Source organism: Streptomyces griseorubiginosus, from assembly GCF_036345115.1.
GTDB classification, from domain to species: Bacteria; Actinomycetota; Actinomycetes; order Streptomycetales; family Streptomycetaceae; genus Streptomyces; species Streptomyces griseorubiginosus_C.
Map to the genome: position 1 here is coordinate 59,910 of NZ_CP107766.1, position 26,607 is coordinate 86,516.

Below are 26,607 nucleotides of genomic sequence, written 5' to 3' on the forward strand. Positions count from 1 at the left end.
CCGACACAAGTTATTCCTCGGGGCCAGTTCAGGACGTCCACAAACCGCGAAGTCCCCATCAACTGGGGCCGATCGAAGCCAACATGCTGGGCCGCAGAAAAACGTCACATCCAGCATGGTCGAGGTCGTCGTGAAGGCAGCTCACGGCGTGCACGAAGTGGCTGACGGTGGTCGCGTATTGGCGCACCAATCTGACACTGCGGCAGTTAGCCCCGCTGTTCGGGGTGTCGAAGTCGGCAGCCGCTCGAATCGTCCGCTGTACCGGCCCGCTGCTCGCGCTCAAGCAGCGCCAACGCTTCCGCAGGGGCACCGTTCTGATCGTGGACGGCAGGTTGGTGCCCACCCGCGACCGCACCATTGCCCAACAGTCCAAGAACTACCGCTACTCCACCAATCACCAGATCGTGCTGGACGCGGAGAGCACCTTGGTCGTTGTCGTCGGCCGGCCGGTGCCCGGCAACCGCAACGACTGCAAGGCATGGGAAGAATCAGGCGCAAAGGCCATGGTCGGCCGGGTCACCACCATCGCCGACGGCGGCTACCGCGGCACCGGGCTACTCATTCCTCACCGCCGTGCTCCAGGCCAGGAGCTTGCGGCATGGAAGCAGCAGCACAACGACTCGCACCGGCGTGTCCGCGCTCGCGTCGAGCACGCCTTCGCGCGGATGAAGACCTGGACGATCCTCCGCGACTGCCGACTGAAAGGCGAGGGCGTCCACCACGCGATGCTCGGCATTGCCCATCTGTACAACCTTGCGCGCCACGCATAACCGCCCGCATCAGAGCAGCTGCCCGTTCGAGACTCGGTGGGCAGGAGCTGGACGAGGCCGACCCAGTTTTCCTCGTCTGCCTTGGTGTGGGTGGCCCGGACTCTCCAGCGGCCGGCGGGCAGCGAGACCGGTGCCTGATCAGGCATCCCGCCGCCGGGATACTCGATGTCGAGTTCGGAGCCCGCTTCGGCGGAGTCCATGAGCACGGCCGGACCGTCCGACGCCCACGTGCCGCACTCCTCCCACTCGGTGGCCGGGTGCGCAAGGACAGCCTCTGCTGCGGCCTTCAGCCCGGCCTCGGAGTCGGCGGCAAGCCACCGCAGGAAGGCTCGGCGCTCGGGCAGATAGCAGCTGGTGGCCGGCTCCGTCCCCCAGCACCAGTGCCTGCCCACCGTTCTCGCCAACGGTGATCGCACCCGCCAGATCGTCCACCGCACAGGCCCGGTCGTAGTCGTCTGGAGCGGTCGCATCTCCCGCCATGACCCCGCTTTTGGTGCACCCTTGCCATGCATCCAACGCGGAAACGGGGATGACGATCAAAGGTCCGCCCATCGACTCGACCCAGACAGGGGAGGTGCTGGATGCATCGGCCGCGGTGGACGAAGAAGCGCTCATGCCGTCAGTGTGCCCGGGCCCACTGACAACGCCCGCGCCGCTCAGTGACGTCCAGCAGGGGGACGGCTCTGCGCCCGCGGCATCCAGCGGTTACGGGACAGCCTTGAGGGCGCTGGGGGGAGGACGCTGGCGGCCGGCGTGCCGGGGACGTATCTGGAGGCGCTGACCGCGGCAACTGCAACGAGAACCGTGCCGTTCTCCCGCGGCCTACAGGGCGGCCAAAGCGGGCGCCCGGGACGCTGCCGCGTACTTGCCCATCGAGGCTGGCGGGTGCGCCGCCCAGCTCGGCCGCGGCGCCTGTACACGTTGGGAGCTGACGGTCGCAGACAATGGCCGTCCCGGCTTGATGAAGGACACTGCGATCTGCAGCGAGCCCCTCCCCCCTCCCCCACTGTTACGGATGATCCCGTCCGGCGTGCTGGCCCGGGTCAGCGCGGGCCGCATGAAGGGCTGGGCAGCCCGCAGTCTCCTCGGCACCCTCACGGTCCCGAGGGCAATGGGGCGGCCCGGTCGTCGCTCACGGTCCAGTGACCATCACCAATGCACCACGCGACTTCTCCCGGGCGCCGCTTGGTACAGAACGGCCGTGCCTCCGCACCGCCAAGGTTTCCACCTGCTTCGAAATGATTGCTTCGGCCTGGCCCGTGGCGTGAACCTGTGCCCAGGTCCTGCCCACTCCTGCAGCACATCCTGGAGCTCGTGACATGCATATACGCAAGACCCTCGCTGCCCTGTTCAGCGTGGCGGCGCTGGCACTGGCACTCAGCACCACCGCAGCGCCGAGCGCCTCGGCGGCCTCCGGCTGCTGGTACAGCGGCAGCCACTGGTGGTGCAACAACCGCGTGGGTGCTCCGGTCTACGGCTACAAGGACCTCGCCCGGTTCTACCCCGATTCCAGCCGCATCGTCGGCTACATGTATTCCAATCCCAGCTGGTTCAACTGCCGTTATGACGGAGGTCAGCCCGACGAGTACGTGGGCGGTCCGCACCCGTACCGCTGGGAGTGGACCGAGGCCGACAACGGCGAGTGGGGCTGGATGAAGGACACCGCCATCAGCAGCGAGACCAACCCGCTTCCGGCCTGTTGGTAGACAGCCGACCGCGCACACAGACACAAGGGAGAAACATGAAGTTCGGCAAGCTTGCTCTGACAGCCATGGCAACCGCCGTACTCTCCGCCGCATTCACGGTGACGGCAGTACCGTCCTCGTCCGCGGCCTCCGGCTGCTGGTACTCCAACACCGAATGGTGGTGCAACAATGTGCGTGGTGCCGCCGTCTACGAGCCCGCGCCGACCAACGGATACCCGCACGCTGATGTGGTCGTCGGCTACATGTACTCCAACCCGAGCTGGTTCCGCTGCCGCCGCGACGACGGCCCCTACGTCGGCGGGCCGCACCCGTACCGCTGGGTGTTCACCAAGGCCGACAACGGCGAGTGGGGCTACATGAAGGACACCTCCATCTACAGCGAGACGAACCCGCTGCCCGTGTGCTGACGATGACCAAGATCCTCAAAGCACCGCCATGCCGGTCGGCCGGCTCCTTCATCCGAATGACCGCGTCGACCGGCGCAGGGCTGCCACCCATGGGTATGGGCAGGCGGCCCCGTCGCGTACCCCATGCCCATCTCAAAGACCACCTCCGGGGGCTCGCCGAGCGGCACATGCTGTCGCTCGAGCGTGTCGTTGATTTCCGCTACCTCCTCCACAGCAGCCAGACCAAGGCCAGTTCGAACTCCGGGCGGTCAGCGGGCGCGGGCGCGCCCGAACAGCAGCCCGCTGGCCGCGAGCGCGTCATCCAGGTAGGTGTCTATACGGGCAGCGTCGGCACTCTGCGGCAGCGGGTCCAGCCCGATGCAGGAGGACTGCCTCGCCGTTGCGGGCGACCAACTCGTCCAGGACTGACGGGTGTAAAGCCGGGACTTGCGGTCAACGCCGAGGAAAACCATGAGCACCCGGTCGCCGAGCCCGCATCCAGTCCTCGGCCCGGGCCCGCACCGGTGACGGAGCTCGAGGGTGGCGATCTGCCGGTCAGGGGTATTGGTCGCGAAGCACGTGCCAGCAGACCGCCACCCTCGACCAGGCCCACCGAGCATGAACACCGACAGCGCACACACTTCGACGTGCCATGGCCAACCGTGACGAGGCCGTTAGACAAGAGGTACTCAACTACCTCTTTGCGTACGGCGCAGATCGCTCACAGTTTCACCGAACTCGGATTTCAGTGCTCTGCCGAGGTGCTTGGCGTCGAGTACTCCCCAGCGCCTCGCGATCGCGACCGTGGATCGATCAGCACAGGCAGGGTCGAGCAGGTCGCGGCGGATCCGCAGCAGACGCTCGTGCCGGACCCAGGCGGCAAAGGTCAGGTCAGCGCCCTGGAATAGTGCGTGGAGATGACGGACAGAGATGCCGTGCCGACATGCGACTCGTTCGGCACTGAGCTGGGGATCGCCTAAGTGGGCCAGTACATGGACGCGGATACGGTCGGCGAGGTCGCTGGCGACGGAGGCTCGCTCAGGGGTGGTGTCGGCGAAAGCAGCCATTAACAGCGCGGTGAATGCGTCCGCCAGGTATGCGCGCGCCGGTCCTCTGCCTGGGACGTCCTCGTCGACTGCGGACAGCGCGTAGCGAAGGAGCCCGCCAATCCCGCCCTCAGCGGGTAGGGGAAGGGCCGTGCGGCGGCCGATAGAGTCCGCGTGCCTGCCAAGGTTTGCTCGGGGAACACAGAGCACGGTCATGTCGCTGGGGGCGGACCCGATGATCCGGTAGGGCCGGGTGTTGTCACAGGCGAACAGCTCGCCGGGTTTCAAGGTGGCAGTCCGGCCGTCCTGCATCACCGCGACAGTGCCACGGTGGTGCAGGGTGAGGTGCATCAACTCCTGGTCGTGGGAGGAAATGGTGCGGCGGTCCCGGGTCACCGTTGCAGCATTGGCCTGTATCCGGGCCACGATCACCGGCCCGATGTCCACGTGATTGACCACGGCACGAAACGCCGGCGGGCCGGGATCCGTTACCCGCAGGGGAGCGAACAATGACGAGGCCGCGGCCTCGAAAGGCTCCGTTCCATTCAAGCGAGAGCACTTACTCTCCGTCATTCCGGTCTCCCCCGATCCCCGTCTGCGCTACCACTCTACTGCTGCGTCGTGCACGAACTGGGGGGTTAAGGAGCACGTACTGGTGCTCTCACGTCTTGGACCGCACTTACGCTCGTCGACCGGAACATCCACCAAGAGAAACCGACGACGTCGTCACTGGCGCAGTCTGCGGCCAGGAGGAGGAGGCAACGCATGATCGTACTCCCAGCGGTCCTGGCTGGCCGCGCTCTCACCGGGCAAAGCGAAATGGGCGGGCAATTGACCGGGTGGTGTCATGTATAGACACACCGAGCTGCGTCTCGGCTCACTTGACGATATCCGGATCTCTCTCGTTCCTCATCAAGGTGCCACCCTCCTGTCGTTGGTGGCCGATGTTTTCGGAGGACGCAGCCATGGTGTCCCCCGGCGCTGGAGGCAGTTACTGAGCACCGCGGTGTCCACAGTCGGACCGGCGGTCCTTAGACCCCTGTTCGCCCCTGGGTACTCGGTTATCCCTGACTGCGTCACCCCGACAGCGTGTATGCCGGACGGCGACGCGGCTGCCCAGTTCACGCAGTTGGCCGATCTCTCGCCCGACACCCTCCTGGATGAGCTCGAAACAGAGTTCGACGGCGCCGTTCCGCCTCAATGGAGGCTGGTCGTGGAACGCCCGCAGCAGTGGATCCATGCCTATGCCCGTCTGCTCCAATGCGTGTGGCAGGAGTTCCATCCCATCTGGAAGAACGCGGAAGGGCTCATCCGTAGGGAGACTGAACGGGTTGGCGCCGCGCTCGTGCAGGGCTGTGCCGAGGCCATACTTCAGGGTCTGAGCGAGCGCTTCCGTCTGGTGGACGGCAGTCTCCGGCTGCCCGACCCACAAGGGGAAACCTACGCTCTTGACGGGCGGCGCTTAGTCCTTGTCCCCGTCGTGTCGGGCCCCGGCGCCTCCATGTTCGCGCTGGACCGTCCGGACCTGGTGTGGATCGGCTACCCGATGCCCGGCATAGGCCGGTTGTGGGACACCCCCGCGACGGCTACCGCGTCAAAAAAAGATCCACTTTCCTTGGTGGTCGGCCAGTTACGTGCGGCAATTCTGCGTGTAACGGCGCACTCGCTGACCATGGGAGAACTGGCGGTCCTGCTCAATTGCAGCCCGGCGAACGCCACCCATCACTGCAGTCACCTCGTGGACGCCGGGCTGCTCGAACGTCACCGCGAGGGTCGGCACGTACGGATCAGCCGTACGGAACGAGGCGAAGCTGTAGTGGGCTTACTGTCCCAAGCCCGCGCAGTACCGGAGAGCAGCTGACAAGCAGCTCACGACGACAGATCCGAGGCCCCCCATGAGGCCGAACGGTCCAGATCAAACGCTGGCTACAGCCCTACTCCCTGCGCTCCCTCATCCACTACTTGCACGACGTGACTCGCCGAGAACCCGGCGGCTGATGCTCGAACTGGCAACATCGGGCCCACACTCAACGGACGTACAACTGCCACTTGCCGGAGCCGTCGTAGTAGTCGCAGGAGTACTCGTCATAGCCCCACCAGATCACGGCCACCTGGCCGATGGTGCGGCCTCCACTTCGGTGTCGTAGTCGTTGAGCCATACCCAGTCGGCCGCCAGGGCCACAGGTGCCTGTGTCGCCTGAACTGCGTTATGGGCACCCTGTCCGGCGGCCTGGGCCGAGCTTGGTCCAGCAACCGCCAGCACAAGGCCACCTGCAGCGAGAAGGCCGATCAGAGAACGGCGTACAACGTTCCTCACAAGTCTTTCCTTCCGTCTAGTGCCTGTAGCACACCTTCTGGACCCCAAGCCCGGATGGGCCTGAACCGCCGCGCTTGATCCCGTAGCGAGTGCCTTGAGGGAGGGCCGCCGTCGCTGTTCCGACCGCGGCATGACCGCACACGCAAGTTCGATCGGGGCTCAAGCTTCAGTTACATGGAGGGATCAATCGAATCGGAGTTCTACTAGGGCGTCGCACCGATCAAGACCCTACGGATACTCGGCCAAGGCAGACCAACCTTTCGAAGGTAGTCGAATTGACTGGTCGTGATCGGCGGGGTGGCGGGGTGCCACATGGCAGTGACCAGGACGGCGCGGGGCTCAAATTGTCGTTTAACGTCGGCTCGGAGCAGACGTGCGTGACTGGCCGGGGTGGCCTGATCCTTGACATGGAGTCGCACACGAGTCATACGAAGGGCGAGCCGTGTCTGGTGGTGCCTGCCGTGGCTATGTGTTGACCGCCCCAAAGGGAACGCCTGCTCCGTCAGTCATGGAGTTGGAGCAGGGAGATGAGGCGGACTTCCTGGTGGGCCTTGACCCAACCCACTCGGTCGTCACCTGGGTGGATGTCCTAGACGGACGCGACGTGCCACTCACCTTGCTGGGATAATCGTGCTGCGTCTGGGTTTGGTTCCCTTCTGATAGTGAGCTGGGCGGGTGTAGGCCTGACCGGTCGCCCTGGCATCCTCGTCCCCTGGACCGTCGAAGGACTGGACGTCCCAAGCTCGGGCTGGATGTTCAGCATCATGATGGCTTCCTGGTCCCTATGCGCGGCCTTCGGTGCATTCGCCACTGGCCGAGTCAAGGCTGGCGAGAGAGCCATCTACGTCACCAGGCGCCTCGCCTTCTTCGCCTCGCTGTGCTGCTTCATTGCTGGGCGACGTCCAACGAAACGGAGTGGCCCCACTTCGTTGTACGTCAGCGGGCTGTTGGGGGGCGGTCCTGGCGGTCAGACCCTGATCAGGCAGCAGCGTGAGTAATCGTCAAGACGTGTGGATCGGTTGATCTCACTTTCGTGCAGGTGAGTCGATCGCGACGAGTTCGACTTCGAAGCCGTCGTCGTTCTCCAGGTAGGCGGCGTAGTGCTGTCCGCCGCCGGCGTAGGGATGCCGCTCGGGGAACATCAGGTGCCAGCCGTGCTGGGTGGCATCGGCCACCAGTCTCTCGACCCTGATGGCATCTTCAACGTGAAAGGCCAAGTGGTTCAGCCCTGGGCGGCAGCGGTCGTGCATTTCGGCAGTGAGGGCCGACGACTGTTCGATGACCAGGTAGCTCGGCCCGAGCCGCCAACTGCGCCGCCTTCCCAGCTCTGGAAGAGGGCATACCCCAGCGCCTCCAGCAGCCAGCCGAACGAGGCGAGGGCGCGATGGAGGTCCGGCACCCACAGCTCGACGTGATGCAGCATGCCGTGCGACGGCCGGCTCGTGCAGCGACCGCCTCAGGGCGTTCGACGAGCTGGCCGCGTTCGAAGCGGGCTCCGGCGCGGACGAGGGCGACGAGGTGGGGTGCGTTCACCGCGCGCCATCATTGCTGGGCGGACTCGACGAGCTTGAAGACCATGGCAAGGGCGGCGGTGCGGGAGCCGGCGCCGCGGGTGACCTTGGTCCGCAGCCTCACGGTGGAGAAGGTCGACTCGATGGGGTTCGTGGTCCGTAGGTGGATCCAGTGCTCGGCCGGAAAGTCGTAGAACGCCAGCAGCTGCTCCTGGCCCTCAGTGATCTTCTTGACGGCCTTGGGGAACTTCGCGCCGTAGTGCTTGGCGAACGTCTTGATCGCCACCTCAGCGTGGTCGCGGTCCTCGGCGTTGTAGATGTCCTGGATGGCCTTCTTCGCGCCCGGCTGCGCGGACTTCGCCATGGGGTCAAGGACATTGGCCGTTTTGTGAACCCAGCATCTCTGCACCCCGGTGGCGGTGGTGACCTTCCTGGCCTGGTGGTAGCCATTGCGGACCACGAGCCGACGGCCAGTCCTGTCCCGTTGCTCGACCAACTCGGGTATATAGGTGTTGACTTCGGCTTCCAGGGCCGCCGCGAGCATCCGCCTCGCGTCCTCCCGGAAGATCTCGTCAATCAAGGAGGAGCCGTTAGCGGTGGTGCCGTCGTCGTTGACTACGCTGAGCACGGGCGGGCCTTCCCGGCCGGTGCTGCGAACACCGGCCCACTCGATGACCATCAGTCGATCACTCGGGAAGGTACGCCCTTCGCGTGCTCCCCGAGCTCGATCCACAGGTCTTGAGCGTGGCTTCAGCAGCGGCCTTGCGCACGTCTCCGGGGGAAAGTGGCAGAGCATCCCGAGCGGCACGGACATCCTGTCCCATTCGATCTGCGAGAGGCCCGAAGAAGTGCGCTGTTGCCGGGGAGTGTGAACGGCTGTGGGAGAGGGCCTTGGCCGGAAGGCGGCCCGTTGGTCGCGGCGGTGATGACCTTTCTTTGCGCTCGGCTCTTTTGGCCACACCGCCCACGCAGCGAGGGGCATTGGGTGGATCCGGGACCGAGGCGATCAGTCTCAGCAGGGTGTTCCGAGTGACGGGGGTCCCGAAGACATCCGTCATGCGAGCCCCAGCCCGCCCGCGAGTTGCGGGTCAGCGCCGGACTCTCACCGGACTTACCCCGTAGGAGGCTCGGCGAGCGTGCCGACATGCTTCGCGTGCTGTTTCAGGAGGGCGGCGCCGAGGGGGGTGAGGGTGTGCAGGACGGTGTTGGCGTGGCGGTGGCTGGCGATGAGGCCGGCGTCGCGCAGCACGGTGGTGTGGTGGCTGGCCGTGGTGGGGGTGACGCCGGAACGGCGAGCGGCCTCACCGGTGGTGGCGCCGGTGGCGGCGGCGCGGAGGACGGCGGCGCGGGTGGTGCCGAGGAGGGCGTGCAGGGAGTTCCTGCCAGGGGGCGAAGGCAGGGCGCGGGGGTGGTGGAGGGGGTACAGCAGCACGGGAGGCAGCTGCGGGTCGGCCAGTGTGACCGGGGTCGACCAGCAGAAGTAGGAGGGGATGAGGAGCAGTCCGCGGCCGTTCAGGTAGACGTCGCGGTGGTTCGGGTAGGGGGCGATCTCCAGTACGGGATGACGCCAGCGGACCGTCGGCGTCAGGGTCCGGAGGACGTCCTCGCTCCCTCTGCGGAGGAAGGCACCGGCACGATTCGCCCGCTCGGTGTGCAGGCGTTCGTGGAGGGTTTCCTCGTACGGGGCGATCACGGTGTCGTAGTAGGCGCGCAGTACGCGGGCGACCCTGCCGCGCGATTCGCCGTCGGCGAGTCCGCGGGTCCACGCCGGGGCGCCGACCGTCTGCTCCAGCCGCGAGATCTCCTGCGTCACCCGTGCGCGAGGAGTGGAGAGGATGGCGTCGAGTCCGGAATCGAGTCCGTCTTTTCCCTCGAGCGGAGTGAGGAAGTCCGGAAAATAGCGGGCCCGGGGGAAAAGTGGCAGCAGCACGTTTCTCACCGCGCGGTCCAGGCCGGTGTCGCGGAGCGCGGATATGGCGGTCCGGTGCCAACCGGCATAGGCCCAGCGTCCCTCACGGGTCTGTAAACGGTGCAGGCTGGCGACGATCTCCCAGAGCAGATGGGGACGGTCGGCCACTGTGAGTCTGATCAGGTCTTCGGGCGTGAAATGAAAGCGGAGCATCCCGTTCCCCCTACGTGCGTCGGCTCCGACCTGCGTTGTGTCAGCAGGTTCGTTGGAGCATGACAGCGGCAGCAGAGAGTGGGGAACATGAGTTCGCGCCAGTCGGAGACCTGAGGAAGGGGAGACGAATGCGGACGTTGACGAGAACGCTTGTCGGCGCCACCGCAGCCGTCGGGATCCTCGCCGGAAGCCTGGCGAGTGCGGGAAGTGGCTTCGCAGCGATCGAGGTGGCCACGAAGCCGGCGGTCAGCACTCGCGCCGTCAGTCCCCTCGCGGTGGACCTCGGATTGACCCAGACGGAAGTCCGGTGGCTGCAGTGCTGGCTGATGGACCACTGGGACTTTCCCGGCCCGATCGACGGCCAGTTCAACACCGAGACCTGGAAGGCGTTGCAGCGCTTCCTCCAGGCCGAGTGGGGGTACACCGGCCCGATCGACGGCATCTTCGGAAGCGGAATCGTTCGGTCGTTGCAGCGCTTCCTGAAGGCGGAGCACGGCTACGCCGGCGCGATCGACGGCGTCTGGGGGCCCGCTGCCCAGGCCGCCATGAAAAGGTTCGCCCGCTCGTGCTCCGCAGCCTGTACGGACTGACGTTCACTCCAGTCGGAAAACTGAGAAGGGGGAATTTCATGAGGGCTTTGACACGCACCTTCGTCAGCGCCACCGCCGTGGCCGGGATCCTCGTCGGGAGCCTGGCGGGAGCAAGCAGCAGCTTCGCGACAACCGGCGTGGCCACGAAGCCGGCGGTCAGCACCAAGGAAGTCAGCCCGCTCGCGGTGGACAACCACGGTCTGAACACCACGGAAGCCAGGTGGGTCCAGTGCTGGCTGATGGACTACTGGAGCTACCCCGGCCCGCTCGACGGCCAGCTGGGCACCAACAGCTGGAAGGCGATGCAGCGCTTCCTCGCGACCTACCACGGGTACACGGGGAACATCGACGGAGACCCTGGCCCCAACACCAACAGGGCGCTGCAGCGCTACCTCAAGTCACAGTGGAACTACACCGACTCCATCGACGGGATCTTCGGTCCCAACTCCGTAGCGGCCTTCAAGAGGTTCGCCGGATGGACCGCCCAGTTCTGCTGACCTGGGCACGGTCCGACAGGACGCCGGTGCGGGCAGCGAGGTTCGTCCCTCAGTGGGACTGCCTCGCTGTCCGCACGAACGTGTGCCATGCGAGCGGGGACAACAGCAGGACGGGTCCGTCCGGGGTCTTGCTGTCCCGGACGCGGACGACACCCGGACCCAGTCGGCGACCTCGACGTAGTTGGCGCCCTCGCCGTTGTTGTGGCTGCTTGTGCGTCGGCGGGCGTTGCTGAGGTCGTACTCGCGCATCGTCTGAAGTCCTCCGCCAACGAATCGATCAGGCCCAGGGATGTCTCTGGCGACAGTGCGGTGCCCCTGAGCAGATCGGATGCGCGCTGTGTCCGCTCCACAACAGCCGATCGTCCGGCCGCTCTCGAAAGCAACGTCAACCGCAGCGCTCGCTGTCCAGCCCCGTCCGCGCCGCTCATCCCGCCCGTGCTGCTCCCGGACGTGGCACCGGCGGGCAGCGGCGCCAATCGGCTGAAGGGGCTGACCCATTCGGCGGTGAAGCCGTTCAGTCGACCGGTCGACAAACAGACCCGAACATTCACCGGCCCGGTCGTTCACTGCTATTCCTGCCGTCGTGATCAAGAACATGCTGCACGTTCTCGCCGAGCTCCCCCCTTACCCCGCTCGCCGTGCCCGCCGCAGCGAACACCGTCCCGGCCGCCACAGCGGCGCAAACCTTCCCACTGCCCTACGATCGGCCAGATCCAAGTTGCCGAGGAGTCCCGCGCCGACTACACCGAGCAAGAAGGCAGCGACCCCGCCAAGCTCGACATCCACCACATGGTCGCCCTCGCCGAGGCATGGGACTCCGGCGCCGCTTGCCGGTGGCGCGGGCGAAGCTGCGGGTGCGGCCCCTCTGCACGATCTTGTCTCCGGCGCGGAACAACCGTAACTGTTGGCCAGCACACCGACACCGACCAGACCCACTCCCCCGACTGAGCCGCCCTGCCGGTCGACTACCGGGCGCCTCGCGGCTTCGTGGCGGCCCAGGCCGCCCACCTCGGCTCCAGGAGGCTTACAACTCGTGAGCAAATTAGCGCGGCATATCTGCGCAATATCACGACGTGTCCCGACCGCCTGGGGCTCCCAGCTGCGCCTGGTACCCCGGGCGAAAATCCCGTGGCCCCGTAAGGCGTAACTGGCAGACTGTCGAAGTGGACGATCAAGAATCTGACCTCGACACCGGAGCTGCTCAGGATACTGTCACCGCCGAGCGATCGATGATGACTGACCCGACGCGCGCAGCTCGCCGGATGTCGTTCAACGCTGATGCGCTGACCTATAAACGAGGCAGACCACGGTATCCGGACGCGGTCTTCGACCTGTTGGCAGAGCGCTGCGGGCTGCGGCCCGGTGCGCGGGTGCTCGAGATCGGTGCCGGTACGGGCCTGGCCACCGAGCCGCTGCTGGCGGCCGGCGCGCACGTGGTCGCGGTCGAGCCCGGCGAAAGCCTGGCCGCGATCCTCGTCGCCGACCATGCGTGTGACCGGCTGGAGGTCCTCGTCAGTGACTTCGAGGCTGTAGACCTGCCAGGCGGGTTCGACCTCGCGGCGGCGGCGACAGCGCTGCATTGGCTCGACCCGGCCACGTCGACCGCGAAGATCGCCCGGTTGGTGCGTCCGGGCGGCTGGCTGGCGGCGTGGTGGAACGACTTCGGCGACGTCAAGCGGCCGACGCTCTTCCGCGACCGGCTCGACGAGGTCTACCACGACCTGCTGCCTGGCGGGACCGGCTACCGGAACAGCCGCTCGCACGTCCTCGACACCGACCGGTGGCGCAGCCAGTTGACCACGGGCGGCTACTTCGACAACGTCTCCGTCGAGATCGTCGAATGGGAGCAGATCCTGACTGCGCAGACCGCACGGGATCAGTGGTCCACGTTCCCGAACATCGCGGAACTCTCCGCGCCCGACCGGGAAGAGTTCCTCACTCGCCTCGGTTCGCTCGTCGACGAGTTCGGCGGCCAGGTCGCAGACCCGCGCCTCACGGTCACCTACACCGCTCAACGCGTCTAAAGGTCGCAGTTGTCAACGCTTCGCGAAAAGTGCCCCTCTGGGAGTCGCCGCAAATTGACCCCCTGATTGTGTGACACTCTGGTCAGGCCCGTGAGGGTTGATCGTCAGCGGCAGATGCCAGAATCCGTGGCATGCCAGACGCCGACTACTTCTCTGCCGCCGATGATGAGTCCGCCGTTGCGGTCATCGAGGCTGGCGGGCCGGTCCGTGCAGGGCTAGATGTGATCTTCCTCAAGGACATCGATCCGGTCGTTGCCATCGCCCAGGTCGAGGCTGTGATGTCCGGCTGCAGTTATGAAGAGGCAAGCCAGCGCCCGAGGGTGGGACAGCTGCTGACCTCTGAGGACGTCGACAGCCCGTTCGTGCTGACTGTGTCGGACACATTGTGCGATGTCCTGGTCTCCGCCACAGAGGATGACCTTGCGGCCGCAGCTGCGGCTTGGTCTGCGGCCGGTGGGGTCGTCGGACTCGATGCGGCGACGGCAGCGGTGGTCGTGGAGGCTCTGGCTAGCCTGGCCAGGCGGGCTCGCGCTGCGGGCCTGCGTCTTTATTGCTGGTGGACCCTGTGACGGCCCACTCCCGTCCGGCCCGGTCTCTGGCCAGCGGCTCGCGCCGGGCGCGGGTCCTGTAGGAGTCGCCGGTGAGCGTGAGGACCTCGGAGTGGTGGACCAGACGGTCGATCGTCGCGGCCGCGACGACGTCGTCCGAAAGTATGTGACGCGGTCGACCGGGTCGATGCCGACGTACTCGGGCCGGATCAGCGCGAGGCGCTTGCGCAGCAGCGGCCGGGAGTAGGGCCAGCCGATGCGGTCAACAGGGCAGGCATCCGTGGCCATTCCTGCAGCAAGGCCCGTATCTGGGCTTCGTAGGCGTCCGCGACCCGGCCGCGGGGCTCGCGTTCGTACTTCGGCGGCCGATCCGAGTTCAATGCGGCCCGAACCGTGTTCCGGGCCACCCCCAGCCGCCGAGCGGTCTCTTTGTTGGGCATCCCCTCCGCCCTATCAAGCCAGCGTATCTCTGGATAGTCCTCCACCTTCAGCACCCTCCAAGAATCAGGAGGGGGTCAAGATTCGCGGACTGCTCCCAGCGGATCCGCAAGCGGCGAAACCATTGCAGCAGCGCGATCGTGCCCTCCAAGACCCAGCGGTAGACGGCAGCGTCATTCCCGACGCATCCACGAGCTCATTTCGGTACGAGTCGTTGATGCCGCCGCTGACGCCCCCTCCGCAGGCCCCGGTTGTGGCGCGTGGTTTGCAGAGCACGAAGCCCGTGGAGCGGTCGGCATGCACCAGGCGGCGGGGTGGAAGAGGCTGCCGACGGCGGTGACTCGGCCGGCCGGTGGTTCTTCGCCGAGGTCCACAAGGCGGGCGCCGTCACACCAGCTCGACCCGCTGGCGCGCGAGGCGCCGACCGGCGAGACCGGCCAGCCCGACCCGACAGCCGTACCGGAACCAGTCATGCCGACCCCAGCGCACCGGCCCCCGAACCGACCTCACTTCCCGTCAGCCTCTTAAGACTTGGTCTCAGAACTGCTCGGCTGGTTCTTATGGGGATGGGCTTCTGCAGCAAGTCGATCATGCTCGGTCGTGGACCAGCGCCTGGCGTTGAGCTGCGGGTCGCTATCCAAGTGGTGCGTTGTCGTCTCGGCGATGAGTTCCGCGAGCCCGCGGAGTCTGAACTGTCGGTCGGCGTATCCTCGCCACCGGTGTCCGGGGTCCGCGGACTGCCGCTCACCCCCGACGACTTGCTGCGCTGACGGCAGGATCCGGGAGTTCGGCGTTCGGTGATCCGGGGTCAGGTGATACGGGATCCGGCGGCCCGGGGTCCTGTGGCGCCGGATACCGCACGGCTGCGGGAAAGCAGCGCAGCAGCGCGGCGAGCCGCTCGGTATCGCCCGCCACTTCGGTGTCTGCCCGCTCGACGGCGTCGTGCAGCGCCGCACCGGCGAACACCAGATCGCGCAATGTCGCCGCCTCCGGCACGGTCAGCCACGCATCGGGTTCGGCGTGCTCACCGCGGTCCAACTCGAGGCGTCCGCCCGCAACGGTGGCGCGGAACCGGTCGCCCGCGACGTCCAGCTGGCAGCGCAGCGACAGCTCACCCGCCAGTGCCGGATCGAAGGTCGCGCGCAGGGCGAACAGCAGCGCGTCGACGCTCAGTTCCGCCGCGCCGTCCTCGGGCAGCGGTGCGCGGCTGCCCCAGTGGGCGAGCGCGCGGAGCACGGGCTCCAGTTCCTGCCCGCGCTCGGTGAGTTCATACACGGCGGCGGGCGCAGGCGGTCCCAGGCGCCTTCGCCGCACCAGGCCGTCGGCTTCGAGCTCGCGCAACCGCTGCGCGAGGACGTTCTGGCTCATCTGCGGCAGCCCGCGGTGCAGGTCGGAGTAGCGCTTCGGGCCGAAGACCAGCTCCCGCACGACGAGCAACGCCCACCGCTCGCCGACCGCGTTCAGCGCTCGCGCGATGCCGCAGGGGTCGTCGAACACCCGCTTCTTGCTCATGCACCCGAGTGTACTAGACAACAGGAGTGAATGCTCCTAAATTAGGAGTATGAATCGTGACCTGAGCCGACGGCACCGTCATCGGCTACACACGGCGCGGGTCAACATGCTCCGACGGTGACGACCACGCATCGAGATATGGAGAGAAGCAGTGAACGAGATGACACTTCGCGTGACGTCCGCCGACGGTACGAGGATCGCCTACGACCGGAAAGGCACTGGCCCGGCGGTGATCCTCGTCGGCGGCACCCTAGACGACGGCGCTGAGAACGCGCCGCTGGCCCGGCTCCTTGCCAACCATTTCACGGTCTACAACTACGCACGACGCGGCCGGGGCGACAGCGGCAATACACCGCCGTACGCCGTGGCGCGGGAGGTGGAAGACCTCGACGCGCTGATTGCGACAGCCGGCGGCTCAGCTCACTTGTACGGCGCCTCATCTGGCGGCGCCCTCGCGCTGGAGGCAGCAGCGGCAGGTTCGGCGATCGACAAGATCGCGGTGTGGGATGTGCCGTACGTGATCGGGGACGACCTGTGGCCGAGGTTCAACCAGTACCTCACGGACACCCACGAGGCATACAAAGCCGGGCGGGACGAGGAGATGCTGGAACTGTTCATGAGGCTTACCGGCGGACCCGACGCGGACATCGCGGCTGGCAAACAGCACCCGTACTGGGCCTTGTCCGTCGCGCTCGCCCACACGCTCGCCAAGGACGCCATGGTCCTCAATGACTACAAGATCCCCACGAACCGACTTGCCCGCATCACTCAGTCGGTCCTGGTGACCACCGAGGGTCCGATCACCGAGCCCCAGATGGCAGGCCTCCCGACCGACTTCTTCGACCGCGCCGCGAAAGCGATAGCCGCTGCCACCCCCCAGACCGAACGACACACGCTCGACGGGCAGGGACACGTCGTCGCCCCCGAACTCATGGCCCGTGTACTGAAGACGTTCTTCGACCAGTAACCCGTCGACTGATCAGGTCGCGACCGTGGGTCGCTTCGCGACGCAGGCCCATCGGCCACGTCAGCATCGGTCGGTGAGCGGCGACTCCTGAGTTCCGGAATCTCGCCGCGTGTTGGCGCGAACGCGATCTGCAGCCTGCGATCCCTTCCCCATGACGGGGGCTCCGATGACGCGGATCTTGCCGCGGGCTCGTCAACTGGGCAACCAGCGCGCGGACTCACCCCCGGGAAGTCGTCAACGACGCCAGCAGCTAACCAAGAACTCGCGCGGATAGGTGACCATCCGCCGGTCGGCGGGTTGGCTCGGTTTGCATACCGAGTGCGATCCATAGCCGACGACCGGGGAGGTCCCCACCATCATGCGCGCACTCGAACGCGAGGTTGTAGACGCCGTGTATGCGGCGATCGAGCCGCTCTTGCCCGAGCATCCGGCTGCCAGCGAGGTTCGAAGAACGACACTGGTAGCAGCAACATGAACGGCGTCCGCTGAGGAACCCCAATCGGACAGAAGCTGAGTCCGGGCGGCAACCCCGTCGAGCTGTACGCCAGGCTGACCTGCGTCGACTCGGATACCTGGTACGCATTGATTCTCAGTGACCGGGGTCTAACCGTATCGTCGTTGCTCATGCGGCTGGGGTGACGGACGATGAGGATTCGGTTTGCAGCAGGCGCCGGAGGTTGATGATCGAGGCGGCGAGAGTCAGCAGCGGGCGTAGGGTGGCCTCGCTACGGTCGTAGCGCAGCCCGAGGCGTTTGAACCGCAACAGCCACGAGACCGTGCGCTCGACTACCCAGCGCACCCGGCCGAGCCGGGCGGGGTCTTGCACGCCGCGTCGGGCGACGCGGACACCGATTCCGCGGCGGTGCAGGTAGCTGCGGCAGCGCCGGTAGTCGTAGCCCTTGTCGGCATGCAGCTTGTCCGGGCGCCGGCGCGGTCGGCCACGACCATGGGGTACGCCCGGGTTGGTCTCCAACAGCGGGACGAACAGTTGGCTGTCGTGGGTATTGGCCGCCGAGGCAAGTACGTGCAGGGGAAGTCCGTTGCGGTCGCACAAGATGTGGTACTTCGAACCGGATTTGCCTCTATCGATAGGGCTCGGACCGGTAAGCTCGCCCCCCTTTTTCGCCCGGACGGCGACCGCGTCGACGCAACAGCGGGTCCAATCCAGTACCTCAGCCTCGCGGAGCTCGATCAAGATGACCTGGTGCAGCCGATCCCAAACCCCGGCATCCTGCCACTCCCGCAATCGTCGCCACGCGGTGTGTCCGGACCCGCAGCCCAACTTCTGAAGCAGGTCGCGCCAACGGCAACCGGTGCTGAGCACGAACACGATCCCTTCCAGCGCGGCACGATCATCGATCCGTGGCCTCCCCCCTGGACCCTTCGGTGGCGGCCGTTCCGGGATCAGTGGCTCTACCAGTTCCCAGAGCCGATCATCGATCAGACTTTCCTGCCGTCTCGTCACTACATACCCGACGATCCCCGCTCAGAGCCGATCCGTCCGGGACCGACACACCATCAGTTCTGAGGCCATGTCTAAGCACAGTCGTCACTCCCGTAAGTACATCTGTTCTTAAGCAGTGTACATTTGTTCTTATGGAGAGGATCGAGGTACTCGGAAGGGCAGCGCGCGAGCCACAGACCGGGGTCGACCGCCCGCGGGCGGGTGAGGGGCGGCGGGTTCGCCGGCACGATCCGGAGCGCCGGACGCGCATCCTGGACGCTGCCCTCGATGTGCTCGTCACGGACGGGGCCGGAGGCATCACGCACCGGAAGGTCGCCGCGCGTGCGGACGTGCCGCTGGGGTCGGTCACCTACCACTTCTCGAGTCTGGCCGAGCTTCAGGCGCAGGCCTTCGCCTGGTACGTGGAGCAGCGCACCGCACAGTTCGCGGATCTGTTCACGCAGGTGGCCACACGCGAGGACCTGATCGAGGTGCTGGTGGATCTTGTGCAGGGCGGGCCCTCCCGGCGTCGCAGTGCCGTGCTGGGCTTCGAGTTGCACCTCGCGGCTGTACGCAACCCAGCCCTGCGCGCGCTGACCCAGCAATGGACCACCGACAGCCGCGCCGTGCTGGCCCGATTCACCGGACCGCAGACCGCCGCTCATCTGGACGCTCTGCTGGAAGGGCTGATCATGCACGCCCTCCTCGCCACGGAACCGGAACCCCGGCAGAAGACGCGGGCGACGATCGTGCAGGCGCTTCCCCCGGTCACCGGACCTGGAGAGTGACCACGGCCGCGTCCCCCCACACGCGCGGGCGCGAGATGGCAGCTGCCGTGAGGTCGACACACGCGGTCTTCGCCGACCTGGGCCTCGCCGGAGCTACCTGGGTCTCCCGGCTGCCGCAGTCCCTGAGCCCTGATCCCTGAGCACACCAAGGAGTACCCCCGTGCCGAACAAGCCGCCCATGATCGAGGTCAGTGACGCCGAACTGGCCGACCTGCGCGACCGGTTGCGGCGCACCCGCTGGGCCGAACCCTGGCCGGTCGACGGATGGGACGCCGGAACCGACCCCGCCGAACTGCGCCGCCTCGCCGCCTACTGGGCCGACGGCTACGACTGGCGCACCCACGAGGCCACCATCAACGCCCTGCCCTCACACCTCGCCGACCTCGACGGAACACCCCTGCACTACCTCCGGTTCGACGGCGAACACCCCGACGCGCTGCCCATCCTCCTCGTCAACGGCTGGCCCAGCTCCTTCCTCGAACTCACCGGTCTCGCCCAGCGATTGGCCACCCCCAGCCGGTACGGAGGAACACCCCAGGACTCCTTCACCGTGATCGTGCCCTCGCTCCCCGGATTCGCCTTCTCACCCCAACGCCACACGCTCAGCACCGAAGAGCAGACCCACCACCTCCTCCACCGGCTCATGCACGACGAACTCGGCTTCACGCGCTACGCCGCACACGGCGGCGACCTCGGCGCCGGCATCACCTCCCGCCTGGCCCAGGACCACCCCGAAGAACTCACCGGCATCCACCTGCTGGCCGTAGCGGCACCGGCCGCCTACGACCCCGCCACCCTCACCCCGCAAGAACAGGCCCATCTCGACACCCTGGCAGCCTGGCAGACCCACGAAGGCGCCTACCAGCACCAGCAGAGCACCCGCCCCCTCACCCTCAGCCAGGGCCTCGCCGACTCCCCCACCGGCCTGCTCGCCTGGCTCCTCGAGAAATACCGCGCCTGGAGCGACTGCGGCGGCGACCTGTCCACCCGCTTCAGCGACGACTTCCTCCTCACCCAGGCCTCCCTCTACTGGTTCACCGGCACCATCTCCACCTCCTTCCGGCCCTACTACGAACACGCCCACGGCCTGACCACCCGCGTCAAGCGGGTCACCGTCCCCACAGCCCTCGCCCTCTTCCCCGCCGACCTCAGCCGACCACCCCGCAGCTGGGCCGAACGCACCTACCACCTCACCCGCTACACACACATGCCCCGCGGCGGCCACTTCGCCGCCCACGAAGAACCCGACCTGCTCGCCCACGACATCACCCACTTCTTCCGCACTCACCGCTCCGCCCAGCCACCTCTTCGATAGAGGCTCGACCCGGAGCCGAAGACAGTGGAGCTGCCAGCAGCGGCTGACCAAGCTGGTCATCCAACGGCTCACACGATGAGGTTTAGGGTCCCGATGGCGGTGTTCCAGGCGGGAGTTGAGCGCTCGGCGCAGTACGAGGACATAGCCGTGGAGCGTGACCGCTTTTCTTCGGTAACCCGCCCTGTCGTGTGTGCCCAAGCGTCACCGTGTGTCCAGCCGACCGCGACGAGCCCGGTTCGCCCAAGACCATCCGAAGAAGAGGGCGACGAGAAGCGCCACCAGGAGCACGATGCGAGAACGGTTCGTGCTGCGCCGTTCATACTGCCCTGAGCCCAGGGCACCAATTCGAACAGCACGACGCAGAAGGCAGCGACTCCTGCCAGGACCACCGTTAGACGACCACGGGAAGAGTTCATGCGGACCTTCCGGTCAAGCGTTGCGGGGACCCGCCGACCGCTCCGGCTATCAACGGGCCCAGGGCTCCATCGAACGACGCGCGCGTGACGGCGCCGGCGGTGGCAACTGCCACCCCGTGCAAGAGGCTGTCGAGTAGCGGGCGCCCATCTGGTACAGACCCGTAGGCCGACGTGGCGCCGCTGCTGCGGAACGGCTGGGGCACCGCCTCAGTGGTCGTACCGCGGGATCGCACTCGCTGGACGGCACGCGGGCGTCAGCGGATGTCATCGGGAGTCTCAGCCCACCACCCCCGTCGCATAGAGCAGCCCCAGGACGGCCAAGACCGTACCGATCAGGCGGAAGGCAAGCGCATTGGAGGCTCCGAACCGCCCATTGGACCGGCCGGCAAGCGTAGTCGCCAGGCGCGTGCCCATGAACACGGTGACGAGCCCGAAAAGAGCGATCAGGAAGCCCACGACAACTTGCATGTCAGCCCTCCTGGTTCAGCGACGGCGCTTGGCATACATGACGCCGACGAAGATCGCGGCCGCGAGGAACAGGCCGATAGCGAGGTAAGGGGACCACGAGGGGCCGTCGGGCCGGTCGTTCGCGAGGTTGATGAGCCCAAGTATGCGTAATCACCTGTCCGGTGTCTTCCCGCGCAAACCCTCGGCGCCGGGAGCCCAGCCAAGCCTTTCGTTACGGATCAACGGACGGCGTGAACGAAGCTCGAAACAGCGCCGGTCGCTGCGCCGACTGTGGCAAGAAGGACAATCTGCGGCTGGATTACGCCAGCGCGAACTTTGCTCAGACGATGACTGCCTCCTGGCCCGACCACCATCCAGCTCCAGGACACGATGACCGGCGGAACGAGGATGTGGCATGACACCGGCATCCAGGGCGCCCGGACACCTTTGACCGGGACCGGAGATGCCAGATCAGGCACGGCACGCTCACGACGTCAGCTGGGCGATGCTCCTGCTCACCAGGAACAGTCCCGCCACCAGCGCCACCGCGACCAGGGCCTGCTCCTGGTGGGTCTCGATCCACGTGCGGAGTGTGCCCAGGCGGACCCTGGCAGAGTCCGGGGCGAACGTCGTGTAGATCTCCATCGCCAGCAGGCTGCTCGTGGCGAGCAGGCAGTATCCGAACAGGGCCAGGTAGGAGGACGCGTGGGACAGGTCGGCGCTGACCACCGTCGCCGCGCCGGCCGCCACCAGCCCCCACGGCTGGAGCAGCGGAGCCAGCCCCGCCGCGGTCCACAGGGAGATGCGATCGAGGCGCCCCATCAGGCCGCCGGAGGCCTTGTGCCCTCGGCCGGTCGGAGCGCCTGTGTGCTCGCGGTTCCTGCGCCGGGACCGGTGCCGGTACCAGCCGTATCCGACGAGCCCCACTCCGATGGCCAGCTTGACGGCGGACGAGGCGGTGGAGGGTGGGGAGCGCGGTGCCGGTGGTTTGCCGCCGGTGGTGAGCAGGACGGCGGCCAGGACGGCCACGAAGCAGGCGAGCCAGGCGAGGATGAAGACCAGGCCGTTCCGGACCCCACGTTGCGCCGACAGCACCAGGACGAACGCGGTCACCGACAGGGGGAACACGGTGATCGCGAGGCCGATGACCACCAGGTCAAGCACCATCGCGGCTCCCGGTCATGACTCCAGTCTCACCGCCGTGCCGACGCCCCACAAACGGGTGGCGGCGGGGGCGGGCCGTACCGAAGGCTCGTCCGGCCCCGTGGCCTCCTCGCACCTGTTCGCGCGGGAATGTTGACCCATTCGGCCCTGTGTCGTACACCTGCCGGGGCCATGCGCACGCAGGCGCGGCACTCTGGCGGCATGCAGCCAGGGACAGGGACCGGAGACGAGCGCCCGGGCCGTCCGTCCCGCCGGGCGGCGCTTCGGCGGCGCGCCGCCTCGGCCGGGGCCCGGCTGATGGAACTGCGCACCGGGGCCGAGGAACGGTTCCCCGTGATCACGCGGCTGCTGACGCACCTGATCTCGGTGAACGTGTTCGACTCGGCGACCCGGCTGGCCGCCCAGACGTTTCTCACGGCCGTGCCCCTGCTGTTCGTGGTGGCCTCCCTCGCCCCGCAGTGGCTGCGCGACCAGTTCGTCGCCTCCCTGCACGACGCCTTCGGGCTGACCGGAAGCGCGAACGACGAACTGCACAAGGTCCTCCAGGGCACCGGCCAGCCCTCCGACGAGCTGCGGCAGACCACCGGCGTCGTCGGCGGACTGATGGTGCTCCTGTCGGCCACCGCGTGCAGCCGCGCCATGCAACGGCTCTGCCAGCGCGCCTGGAGCCTGCCCAAGGCGAGCGCGCGGGTCGCGGCCTGGCGCTGGGTCGCCTGGCTCGCGACCTGGCTGGGCATGTTCGCGGTCCAGGGGAGCCTGCGCGACGGGTTCGGCCTCGGCCTGTGGCTCGGCGTGCCGCTGCTGCTGATCGCGGAGGTCGGCATCTGGTGGTGGACACAGCACCTGCTGCTGGTCGCACGCGTGCCCTGGCGGCCACTGCTGCCGGGCGCGTTGCTGACCGGGACGGCCCTGGCCGTCCTCACCTCCACCGCGTCGCTGTACGTGCCCCGGGCCCTCAACCACAGCCTGGAGAAGTACGGCTCGCTCGGCGCCGTCTTCACCCTGCTGTCCTGGCTCATCACGCTCTGCGTGGTCATCACCCTGTGTCTGACGGCCGGTGCCGTCATCGCCCGTGAACCCTGGGTGGTCCGCCGTCTGGGCTCACCCGGGCCGGCGGGCCCGCGACTGGAATGACCCGCCCTTCCCAGGCTCCTGCCCGGGAGCGCCGACGGGGTCTGCTCGGTGAGCCGCCCGATCAGGTGTCCGGTCGGCCGGCCGCTCGGCGACCACCGGGACATCCGGCCCCTGCGGCAGCCGCTGGACGAGCACGAAGGACACGACCGCGGCCAGCACCACCAACGCGACCGTGTCCACGTTGCCCAGCAGGAGCACGACCAGGACGACACTGCTCACGGGCAGCCGCAGGGCCGCGGTCACCGAGGCAGCCATCCCGATCGCCATCGCCGGGACCAGACCCAGACCGGGCAGCGGCGCCAGCAGCACACCGGCCGCCCCGCCCAGGAACAGGGCGGGGAAGACGGGGCCACCGCGCAGGCTGCCCAGGCACAGGGCGTACGCCAGTCCCTTGAAGGCCAGTACCGCGATCAGGGCACCCACCGGCCACGCGTGCGGGTCCCGCGCCAGGGCGGAGAGGGTGGACTCGCCCGACAGGGCCGCCTCGGCGGGCGAGCGCCCCGTGGCGACGGCGTAGAGCGTGATGCAGACCGCCGCGGCCAGCGCGCACAGGGTGGTGTTGCGTACCGTCCGGACCACCACGAAGCGTGCCGCGAAGCGACCGCCCACGAAGGCCCAGTGGACGAACAGGGCGAGGGCGGGCGCCAGTACCGGCACCCACAGCACGTCCGCCCAGTCGAGCGGCGGCGGCGTGGGCAGGCCGATGTCCAGGCTCCCCGTCTCGAAGCCGGTCCAGTGGACGAACCCGGTGAAGATCAGGTCCCCGACTCCGCTGGCCAGCAGGGCCGGCAGCATCACCGCGAACAGCTGCGGGCCGCCCACCCCGGCCACCTCCATCAGCAGCACCGCGCCCACGATCGGGTTCCCGAAGAGCGCGGAGACGGCAGCCGCCGCTCCGGCCGCGCCCAGCAGCGCGGTGCTCGCCTCCGTCTCCGGAGCCCGGGCCAGACGAGCGAAGAACAGCGCCAGTCCGCCGCCCATCGCGATCAGCGGTGCCTCGGGTCCCAGTACGGCGCCGAGCGGCAGACCGGCCAGAGCGGCGAGCACGACGCCCGGCAGCGCCCTTCTCGTGACACCGCCCGAGTGCAGACCGCCCGCGGGCACGTGTCCGCCCCGGCCCGGCAACCGCGCGACCACCACGCCGACCACGAGACCGGCGAGGGTGAGCAGGGGAAGCGCCCACCACCAGGGGGCCTGCTCCCAGCCCAGGGCCTTGGGCCAGTCCGTCCAGATCAGCTGCTCCAGCTGCTGCACCGCCACGAGGAACCAGAAGGCGATCAGCGCGACCGGAACACCGATCAGCCCGCAGAACACCAGGGCCCTGCGGTACTCCGGCCGGCCCAGCATGGTTCTCAGCAGGTCGGCTTCCGACGGCTGACTCCCCGCCGCGGGGCCGGAGCCGCTCTCCGAGGTCGCTTCGGCGATGGGTCCTCCCGGGTTCGGCGCCGCACGACGAGGCGCGGCGGTGTCACCACCATCGCGTGGCGACTCTTACGGGCCGTAGGCGCTCCTACGTCGCTCAGCGCTCCCGGCGCACGACACACAGGCCCCAGATGACGAAGCCGTACATCGCGATCAGGGTGAGTGACCAGAAGGGGTAGTACGGGAGCGACAGGAAGTTGCCGATGATCGCCAGTCCCGCGATGCCGACCCCGAGGACCCTGGCCCAGGTGGCGCGCGTGAACAGGCCGGCGCTCACGCACATGGCGATCACTCCGAGGACCAGCTGGATCCAGCCCCAGCTGGTCAGGTCGAACTTGAAGACGTAGTTGGGGGTGTTCACGTACACGTCGTCGTTGGCGATCGCCATGATGCCCCGGAAGAGGTCCAGGACACCGGCGATGAACAGCAGGACGGCGGCGAACACCGTCAGTCCGCCGGCGGTCGCCTCGGCGGTTTCCGAGCGGCGGTGCGTCGTGGTGGTGGCCATGGTCGATTCCTCACTTCCTTGGCGAGAGGTCGCACTCAGCGCCTCTTCCACAAGCGTGCGGAGGGATCCGGCACCGGTGATCACCCGTGACGGGTGAGCCGGGCCGGGTGCCTGCTCAGGCGGCCTCCGCGGGGAGTTTTCCGGTGCTGATGGCGTCGACGAGCGCCTGGTGGTCCCGTTCGTTCTGGTCGGCGTAGGCCTCGGCGAACGTCACCAGCGCCCGGTCGAAGGAGTCGCCGCCGCCCAGGTACGCCGCGATGGCGACGCGGTCGCCGGACCTGGCGTGGGCGCGGGCCAGCGTCACCCCGCACAGCGCACCGAAGGTCCGCATGCCCCGCGGCACCATGTCCTCGGCCACGGCGACCCACTTCCAGTCCCGCAGCTGCCGTACGTAGAAGTCCCGGCGCCGGCCGTCGAGCCCCTCGACCCGCTCCCAGCCCAGGAAGATGTCGCTGGTGGCCTGCATCAGCCGCTGCCCCGACACCACCCGCTCGCCCTGGGTCGGGTACGTGGTGGCTCCGACGTGCTGCGCCAGCACCGACTCGTCGGCCTCCTTCGCCTGGAGGAACAGCGGGTCCTCGTCGTCCCGCCCCAGCAGGAGCACGATCCAGCAGCGGGTGCCGACACTCCCGACCCCTACGACCTTGCGCGCCATGTCGGCGACCCGGTACTGCTCCAGCAGGTACCGCCGATCCGACGTCAGGGTCTTGCCGTAGCGCTCTATCAACCGCGTGATCTGCTGCTCGAGCGGGCCGCGACGGTTGTCCGGCAGCAGGTCCTCGAGGCGGGTGATGAGCGGCGGGTCGGGCGCGATACGGCGCTTGCCGTCGACGACGACGGTGAGTTTGTCGAAGACCTGCAGGGTGTCGTGCGAACGCGCCTTGGCCAGCGCCTTCGTCCACCGGTCGCGGCCCCTGTGGGACACGTCGTCCCCGAACCGCTCCTCCACCCACTTCTCGTCGAACTGGGCATACCAGACGGCCAGGTTGCCGAGGCCGGCGAAGGCACGCATGTTCTCGCGGTACGACCGCACAGTGGCCCGTACGATCGCGGCCCGCTCCTTGGTGCTGAAGCCGTTCGCCCGGCCGGCGATGACGAGACTGGCGGCCAGGCGTTTGACGTCCCACTCCCAGGGGCCCGGCAGGGTCTCGTCGAAGTCGTTGATGTCGAACATGAGGCGGCGCTCGGGTGAGGCCAGCAGCCGGAAGTTCAACATGTGGGCGTCACCGCACAGTTGGGTCCGAAAGCCTGTCCTCGGCGTCTCCGCGAGATCGGACGCCATGATGGCGGCGGCTCCCCGGTAGAAGCGGAACGGTGACTCGGACATCCGCCCGTAGCGGACCGGTACGAGCTCGGGCAGCCGCGTCGCCGACTGCTTCTCGATGATCTCCAGCGGGTCCGGCCGCTTCGGTCCCGGCGCGAACTCGGCGTGGCTGGAGCGCGGGACGGTGGCCCGCGCCGCCTTGCCGAGCGCGGCCCGTTCCTGCGGGGTGCGGTGCCGCAACTGGCGGCCGTCCAGGTGGTTCTCGGGCATG

Annotated in this window: 23 protein-coding genes and 6 pseudogenes; 12 read left to right on the forward strand and 17 right to left on the reverse strand. The window is 67.7% G+C overall.

Annotated elements, in window-relative coordinates; translation table 11 throughout:
- Positions 1-161: 161 nt before the first annotated feature.
- A pseudogene (locus OHN19_RS00275) lies at positions 162-770 on the forward strand (transposase); the annotation flags it as partial.
- A 128-nt stretch (positions 771-898) separates the two neighbouring features.
- On the opposite strand, the pseudogene OHN19_RS43850 reads toward OHN19_RS00275, so the two are convergent.
- Together OHN19_RS43850 and OHN19_RS43855 are read right to left on the reverse strand one after the other, a co-directional pair.
- A pseudogene (locus OHN19_RS43850) lies at positions 899-1,282 on the reverse strand (Imm21 family immunity protein); the annotation flags it as partial.
- Positions 1,194-1,385 (reverse strand): annotated as a pseudogene (locus OHN19_RS43855) (Imm21 family immunity protein); the annotation flags it as partial. The pseudogenes OHN19_RS43855 and OHN19_RS43850, both read right to left, overlap by 89 nt.
- 704 nt (positions 1,386-2,089) lie before the next feature.
- Between OHN19_RS43855 and OHN19_RS00285 the strand changes: the two are divergent.
- Positions 2,090-2,476 (forward strand): hypothetical protein, encoded by a 387-nt coding sequence (locus tag OHN19_RS00285; RefSeq protein ID WP_330262098.1) that lies wholly within the window; start codon positions 2,090-2,092, stop codon positions 2,474-2,476.
- Positions 2,477-2,541: 65 nt separating this feature from the next.
- Positions 2,542-2,883, forward strand: a complete 342-nt coding sequence (locus tag OHN19_RS00290; protein ID WP_330262099.1) for a hypothetical protein — start codon at positions 2,542-2,544, stop codon at positions 2,881-2,883.
- Between the two features lie 668 nt (positions 2,884-3,551).
- Here the strand turns inward: OHN19_RS00290 and OHN19_RS00295 are convergent.
- Positions 3,552-4,481 carry a helix-turn-helix domain-containing protein gene (locus tag OHN19_RS00295; protein ID WP_330262100.1) on the reverse strand — a complete coding sequence of 310 codons (930 nt, stop codon included), beginning with the start codon at positions 4,479-4,481 and terminating at the stop codon, positions 3,552-3,554.
- A gap of 520 nt (positions 4,482-5,001) precedes the next feature.
- Here OHN19_RS00295 and OHN19_RS00300 point away from each other — a divergent pair.
- Positions 5,002-5,769 carry a winged helix-turn-helix domain-containing protein gene (locus OHN19_RS00300; RefSeq protein WP_330262101.1) on the forward strand — a complete coding sequence of 256 codons (768 nt, stop codon included), beginning with the start codon at positions 5,002-5,004 and terminating at the stop codon, positions 5,767-5,769.
- Positions 5,770-5,935: 166 nt separating this feature from the next.
- Here the strand turns inward: OHN19_RS00300 and OHN19_RS00305 are convergent, their stop codons facing one another.
- From OHN19_RS00305 to OHN19_RS00320, 4 genes and pseudogenes are all read right to left on the reverse strand, one after another.
- Positions 5,936-6,067 carry a hypothetical protein gene (locus OHN19_RS00305; protein WP_330262102.1) on the reverse strand — a complete coding sequence of 44 codons (132 nt, stop codon included), beginning with the start codon at positions 6,065-6,067 and terminating at the stop codon, positions 5,936-5,938.
- 1,183 nt (positions 6,068-7,250) lie between these two features.
- Positions 7,251-7,648 (reverse strand): annotated as a pseudogene (locus OHN19_RS00310) (VOC family protein).
- Positions 7,649-7,659: 11 nt separating this feature from the next.
- Positions 7,660-8,223 (reverse strand): annotated as a pseudogene (locus OHN19_RS43860) (transposase); the annotation flags it as partial.
- A 624-nt stretch (positions 8,224-8,847) separates the two neighbouring features.
- Complete coding sequence (locus OHN19_RS00320; RefSeq protein ID WP_330262103.1) at positions 8,848-9,858, reverse strand: winged helix-turn-helix domain-containing protein; 1,011 nt, start codon at positions 9,856-9,858, stop codon at positions 8,848-8,850.
- Between the two features lie 128 nt (positions 9,859-9,986).
- Here OHN19_RS00320 and OHN19_RS00325 point away from each other — a divergent pair, with 128 nt between their 5' ends.
- Complete coding sequence (locus tag OHN19_RS00325; protein ID WP_330262104.1) at positions 9,987-10,448, forward strand: peptidoglycan-binding domain-containing protein; 462 nt, start codon at positions 9,987-9,989, stop codon at positions 10,446-10,448.
- Between the two features lie 38 nt (positions 10,449-10,486).
- Complete coding sequence (locus tag OHN19_RS00330; RefSeq protein WP_330262105.1) at positions 10,487-10,945, forward strand: peptidoglycan-binding domain-containing protein; 459 nt, start codon at positions 10,487-10,489, stop codon at positions 10,943-10,945.
- Between the two features lie 49 nt (positions 10,946-10,994).
- On the opposite strand, the gene OHN19_RS00335 is transcribed toward OHN19_RS00330, so the two are convergent.
- A complete protein-coding gene (locus OHN19_RS00335) occupies positions 10,995-11,219 on the reverse strand; it encodes a DUF397 domain-containing protein (RefSeq protein WP_419249569.1) in 225 nt (74 codons plus the stop codon).
- A gap of 889 nt (positions 11,220-12,108) precedes the next feature.
- Between OHN19_RS00335 and OHN19_RS00345 the strand changes: the two genes are divergently transcribed.
- Entirely contained in the window at positions 12,109-12,969 is an 861-nt protein-coding gene (locus OHN19_RS00345; protein WP_330262106.1) for a class I SAM-dependent methyltransferase, read from the forward strand.
- A gap of 131 nt (positions 12,970-13,100) precedes the next feature.
- Positions 13,101-13,538: a hypothetical protein gene (locus tag OHN19_RS00350; protein WP_330262107.1), complete on the forward strand. Its 438-nt coding sequence runs from the start codon at positions 13,101-13,103 to the stop codon at positions 13,536-13,538.
- On the opposite strand, the gene OHN19_RS43865 is transcribed toward OHN19_RS00350, so the two are convergent.
- From OHN19_RS43865 to OHN19_RS00360, 3 genes and pseudogenes are all read right to left on the reverse strand, one after another.
- Positions 13,477-13,770 (reverse strand): ATP-binding protein, encoded by a 294-nt coding sequence (locus OHN19_RS43865; protein ID WP_419249570.1) that lies wholly within the window; start codon positions 13,768-13,770, stop codon positions 13,477-13,479. The two genes, OHN19_RS00350 and OHN19_RS43865, sit on opposite strands and share 62 nt — an antisense overlap.
- Positions 13,680-14,011, reverse strand: a pseudogene (locus OHN19_RS00355) (IS21 family transposase); the annotation flags it as partial. The gene OHN19_RS43865 and the pseudogene OHN19_RS00355, both read right to left, overlap by 91 nt.
- Positions 14,012-14,699: 688 nt before the next feature.
- A complete protein-coding gene (locus tag OHN19_RS00360; RefSeq protein ID WP_330262108.1) occupies positions 14,700-15,467 on the reverse strand; it encodes a helix-turn-helix domain-containing protein in 768 nt (255 codons plus the stop codon).
- A gap of 160 nt (positions 15,468-15,627) precedes the next feature.
- Here OHN19_RS00360 and OHN19_RS00365 point away from each other — a divergent pair, with 160 nt between their 5' ends.
- Complete coding sequence (locus OHN19_RS00365; RefSeq protein WP_330269496.1) at positions 15,628-16,434, forward strand: alpha/beta fold hydrolase; 807 nt, start codon at positions 15,628-15,630, stop codon at positions 16,432-16,434.
- 622 nt (positions 16,435-17,056) lie between these two features.
- Here the strand turns inward: OHN19_RS00365 and OHN19_RS00370 are convergent.
- Entirely contained in the window at positions 17,057-17,899 is an 843-nt protein-coding gene (locus tag OHN19_RS00370; protein WP_330262109.1) for an IS5 family transposase, read from the reverse strand.
- Positions 17,900-18,030: 131 nt separating this feature from the next.
- On the opposite strand from OHN19_RS00370, the gene OHN19_RS00375 reads away from it, so the two are divergent.
- Positions 18,031-18,666: a TetR/AcrR family transcriptional regulator gene (locus OHN19_RS00375; RefSeq protein WP_330262110.1), complete on the forward strand. Its 636-nt coding sequence runs from the start codon at positions 18,031-18,033 to the stop codon at positions 18,664-18,666.
- Between the two features lie 160 nt (positions 18,667-18,826).
- On the forward strand, positions 18,827-19,981 hold the full coding sequence (locus OHN19_RS00380) for an epoxide hydrolase family protein (RefSeq protein ID WP_330262111.1): 1,155 nt from the start codon (positions 18,827-18,829) through the stop codon (positions 19,979-19,981).
- 692 nt (positions 19,982-20,673) lie between these two features.
- On the opposite strand, the gene OHN19_RS00385 is transcribed toward OHN19_RS00380, so the two are convergent.
- Positions 20,674-20,865, reverse strand: a complete 192-nt coding sequence (locus tag OHN19_RS00385) for a hypothetical protein (protein WP_330262112.1) — start codon at positions 20,863-20,865, stop codon at positions 20,674-20,676.
- Between the two features lie 465 nt (positions 20,866-21,330).
- Positions 21,331-22,011, reverse strand: coding sequence for a GAP family protein (locus OHN19_RS00390; RefSeq protein WP_330262113.1), 681 nt, complete (start codon positions 22,009-22,011; stop codon positions 21,331-21,333).
- A 198-nt stretch (positions 22,012-22,209) separates the two neighbouring features.
- Between OHN19_RS00390 and OHN19_RS00395 the strand changes: the two genes are divergently transcribed.
- A complete protein-coding gene (locus tag OHN19_RS00395; RefSeq protein WP_330262114.1) occupies positions 22,210-23,142 on the forward strand; it encodes a YhjD/YihY/BrkB family envelope integrity protein in 933 nt (310 codons plus the stop codon).
- Here OHN19_RS00395 and OHN19_RS00400 read toward each other — a convergent pair.
- From OHN19_RS00400 to OHN19_RS00410, 3 genes are all read right to left on the reverse strand, one after another.
- Positions 23,110-24,489: a chloride channel protein gene (locus OHN19_RS00400; RefSeq protein WP_330262115.1), complete on the reverse strand. Its 1,380-nt coding sequence runs from the start codon at positions 24,487-24,489 to the stop codon at positions 23,110-23,112. The genes OHN19_RS00395 and OHN19_RS00400 overlap by 33 nt on opposite strands.
- Before the next feature lie 172 nt (positions 24,490-24,661).
- Positions 24,662-25,072, reverse strand: a complete 411-nt coding sequence (locus OHN19_RS00405) for a DUF7144 family membrane protein (RefSeq protein ID WP_330262116.1) — start codon at positions 25,070-25,072, stop codon at positions 24,662-24,664.
- A gap of 115 nt (positions 25,073-25,187) precedes the next feature.
- On the reverse strand, positions 25,188-26,606 hold the full coding sequence (locus OHN19_RS00410; protein ID WP_330262117.1) for a DUF2252 domain-containing protein: 1,419 nt from the start codon (positions 26,604-26,606) through the stop codon (positions 25,188-25,190).
- Position 26,607: the final 1 nt, after the last annotated feature.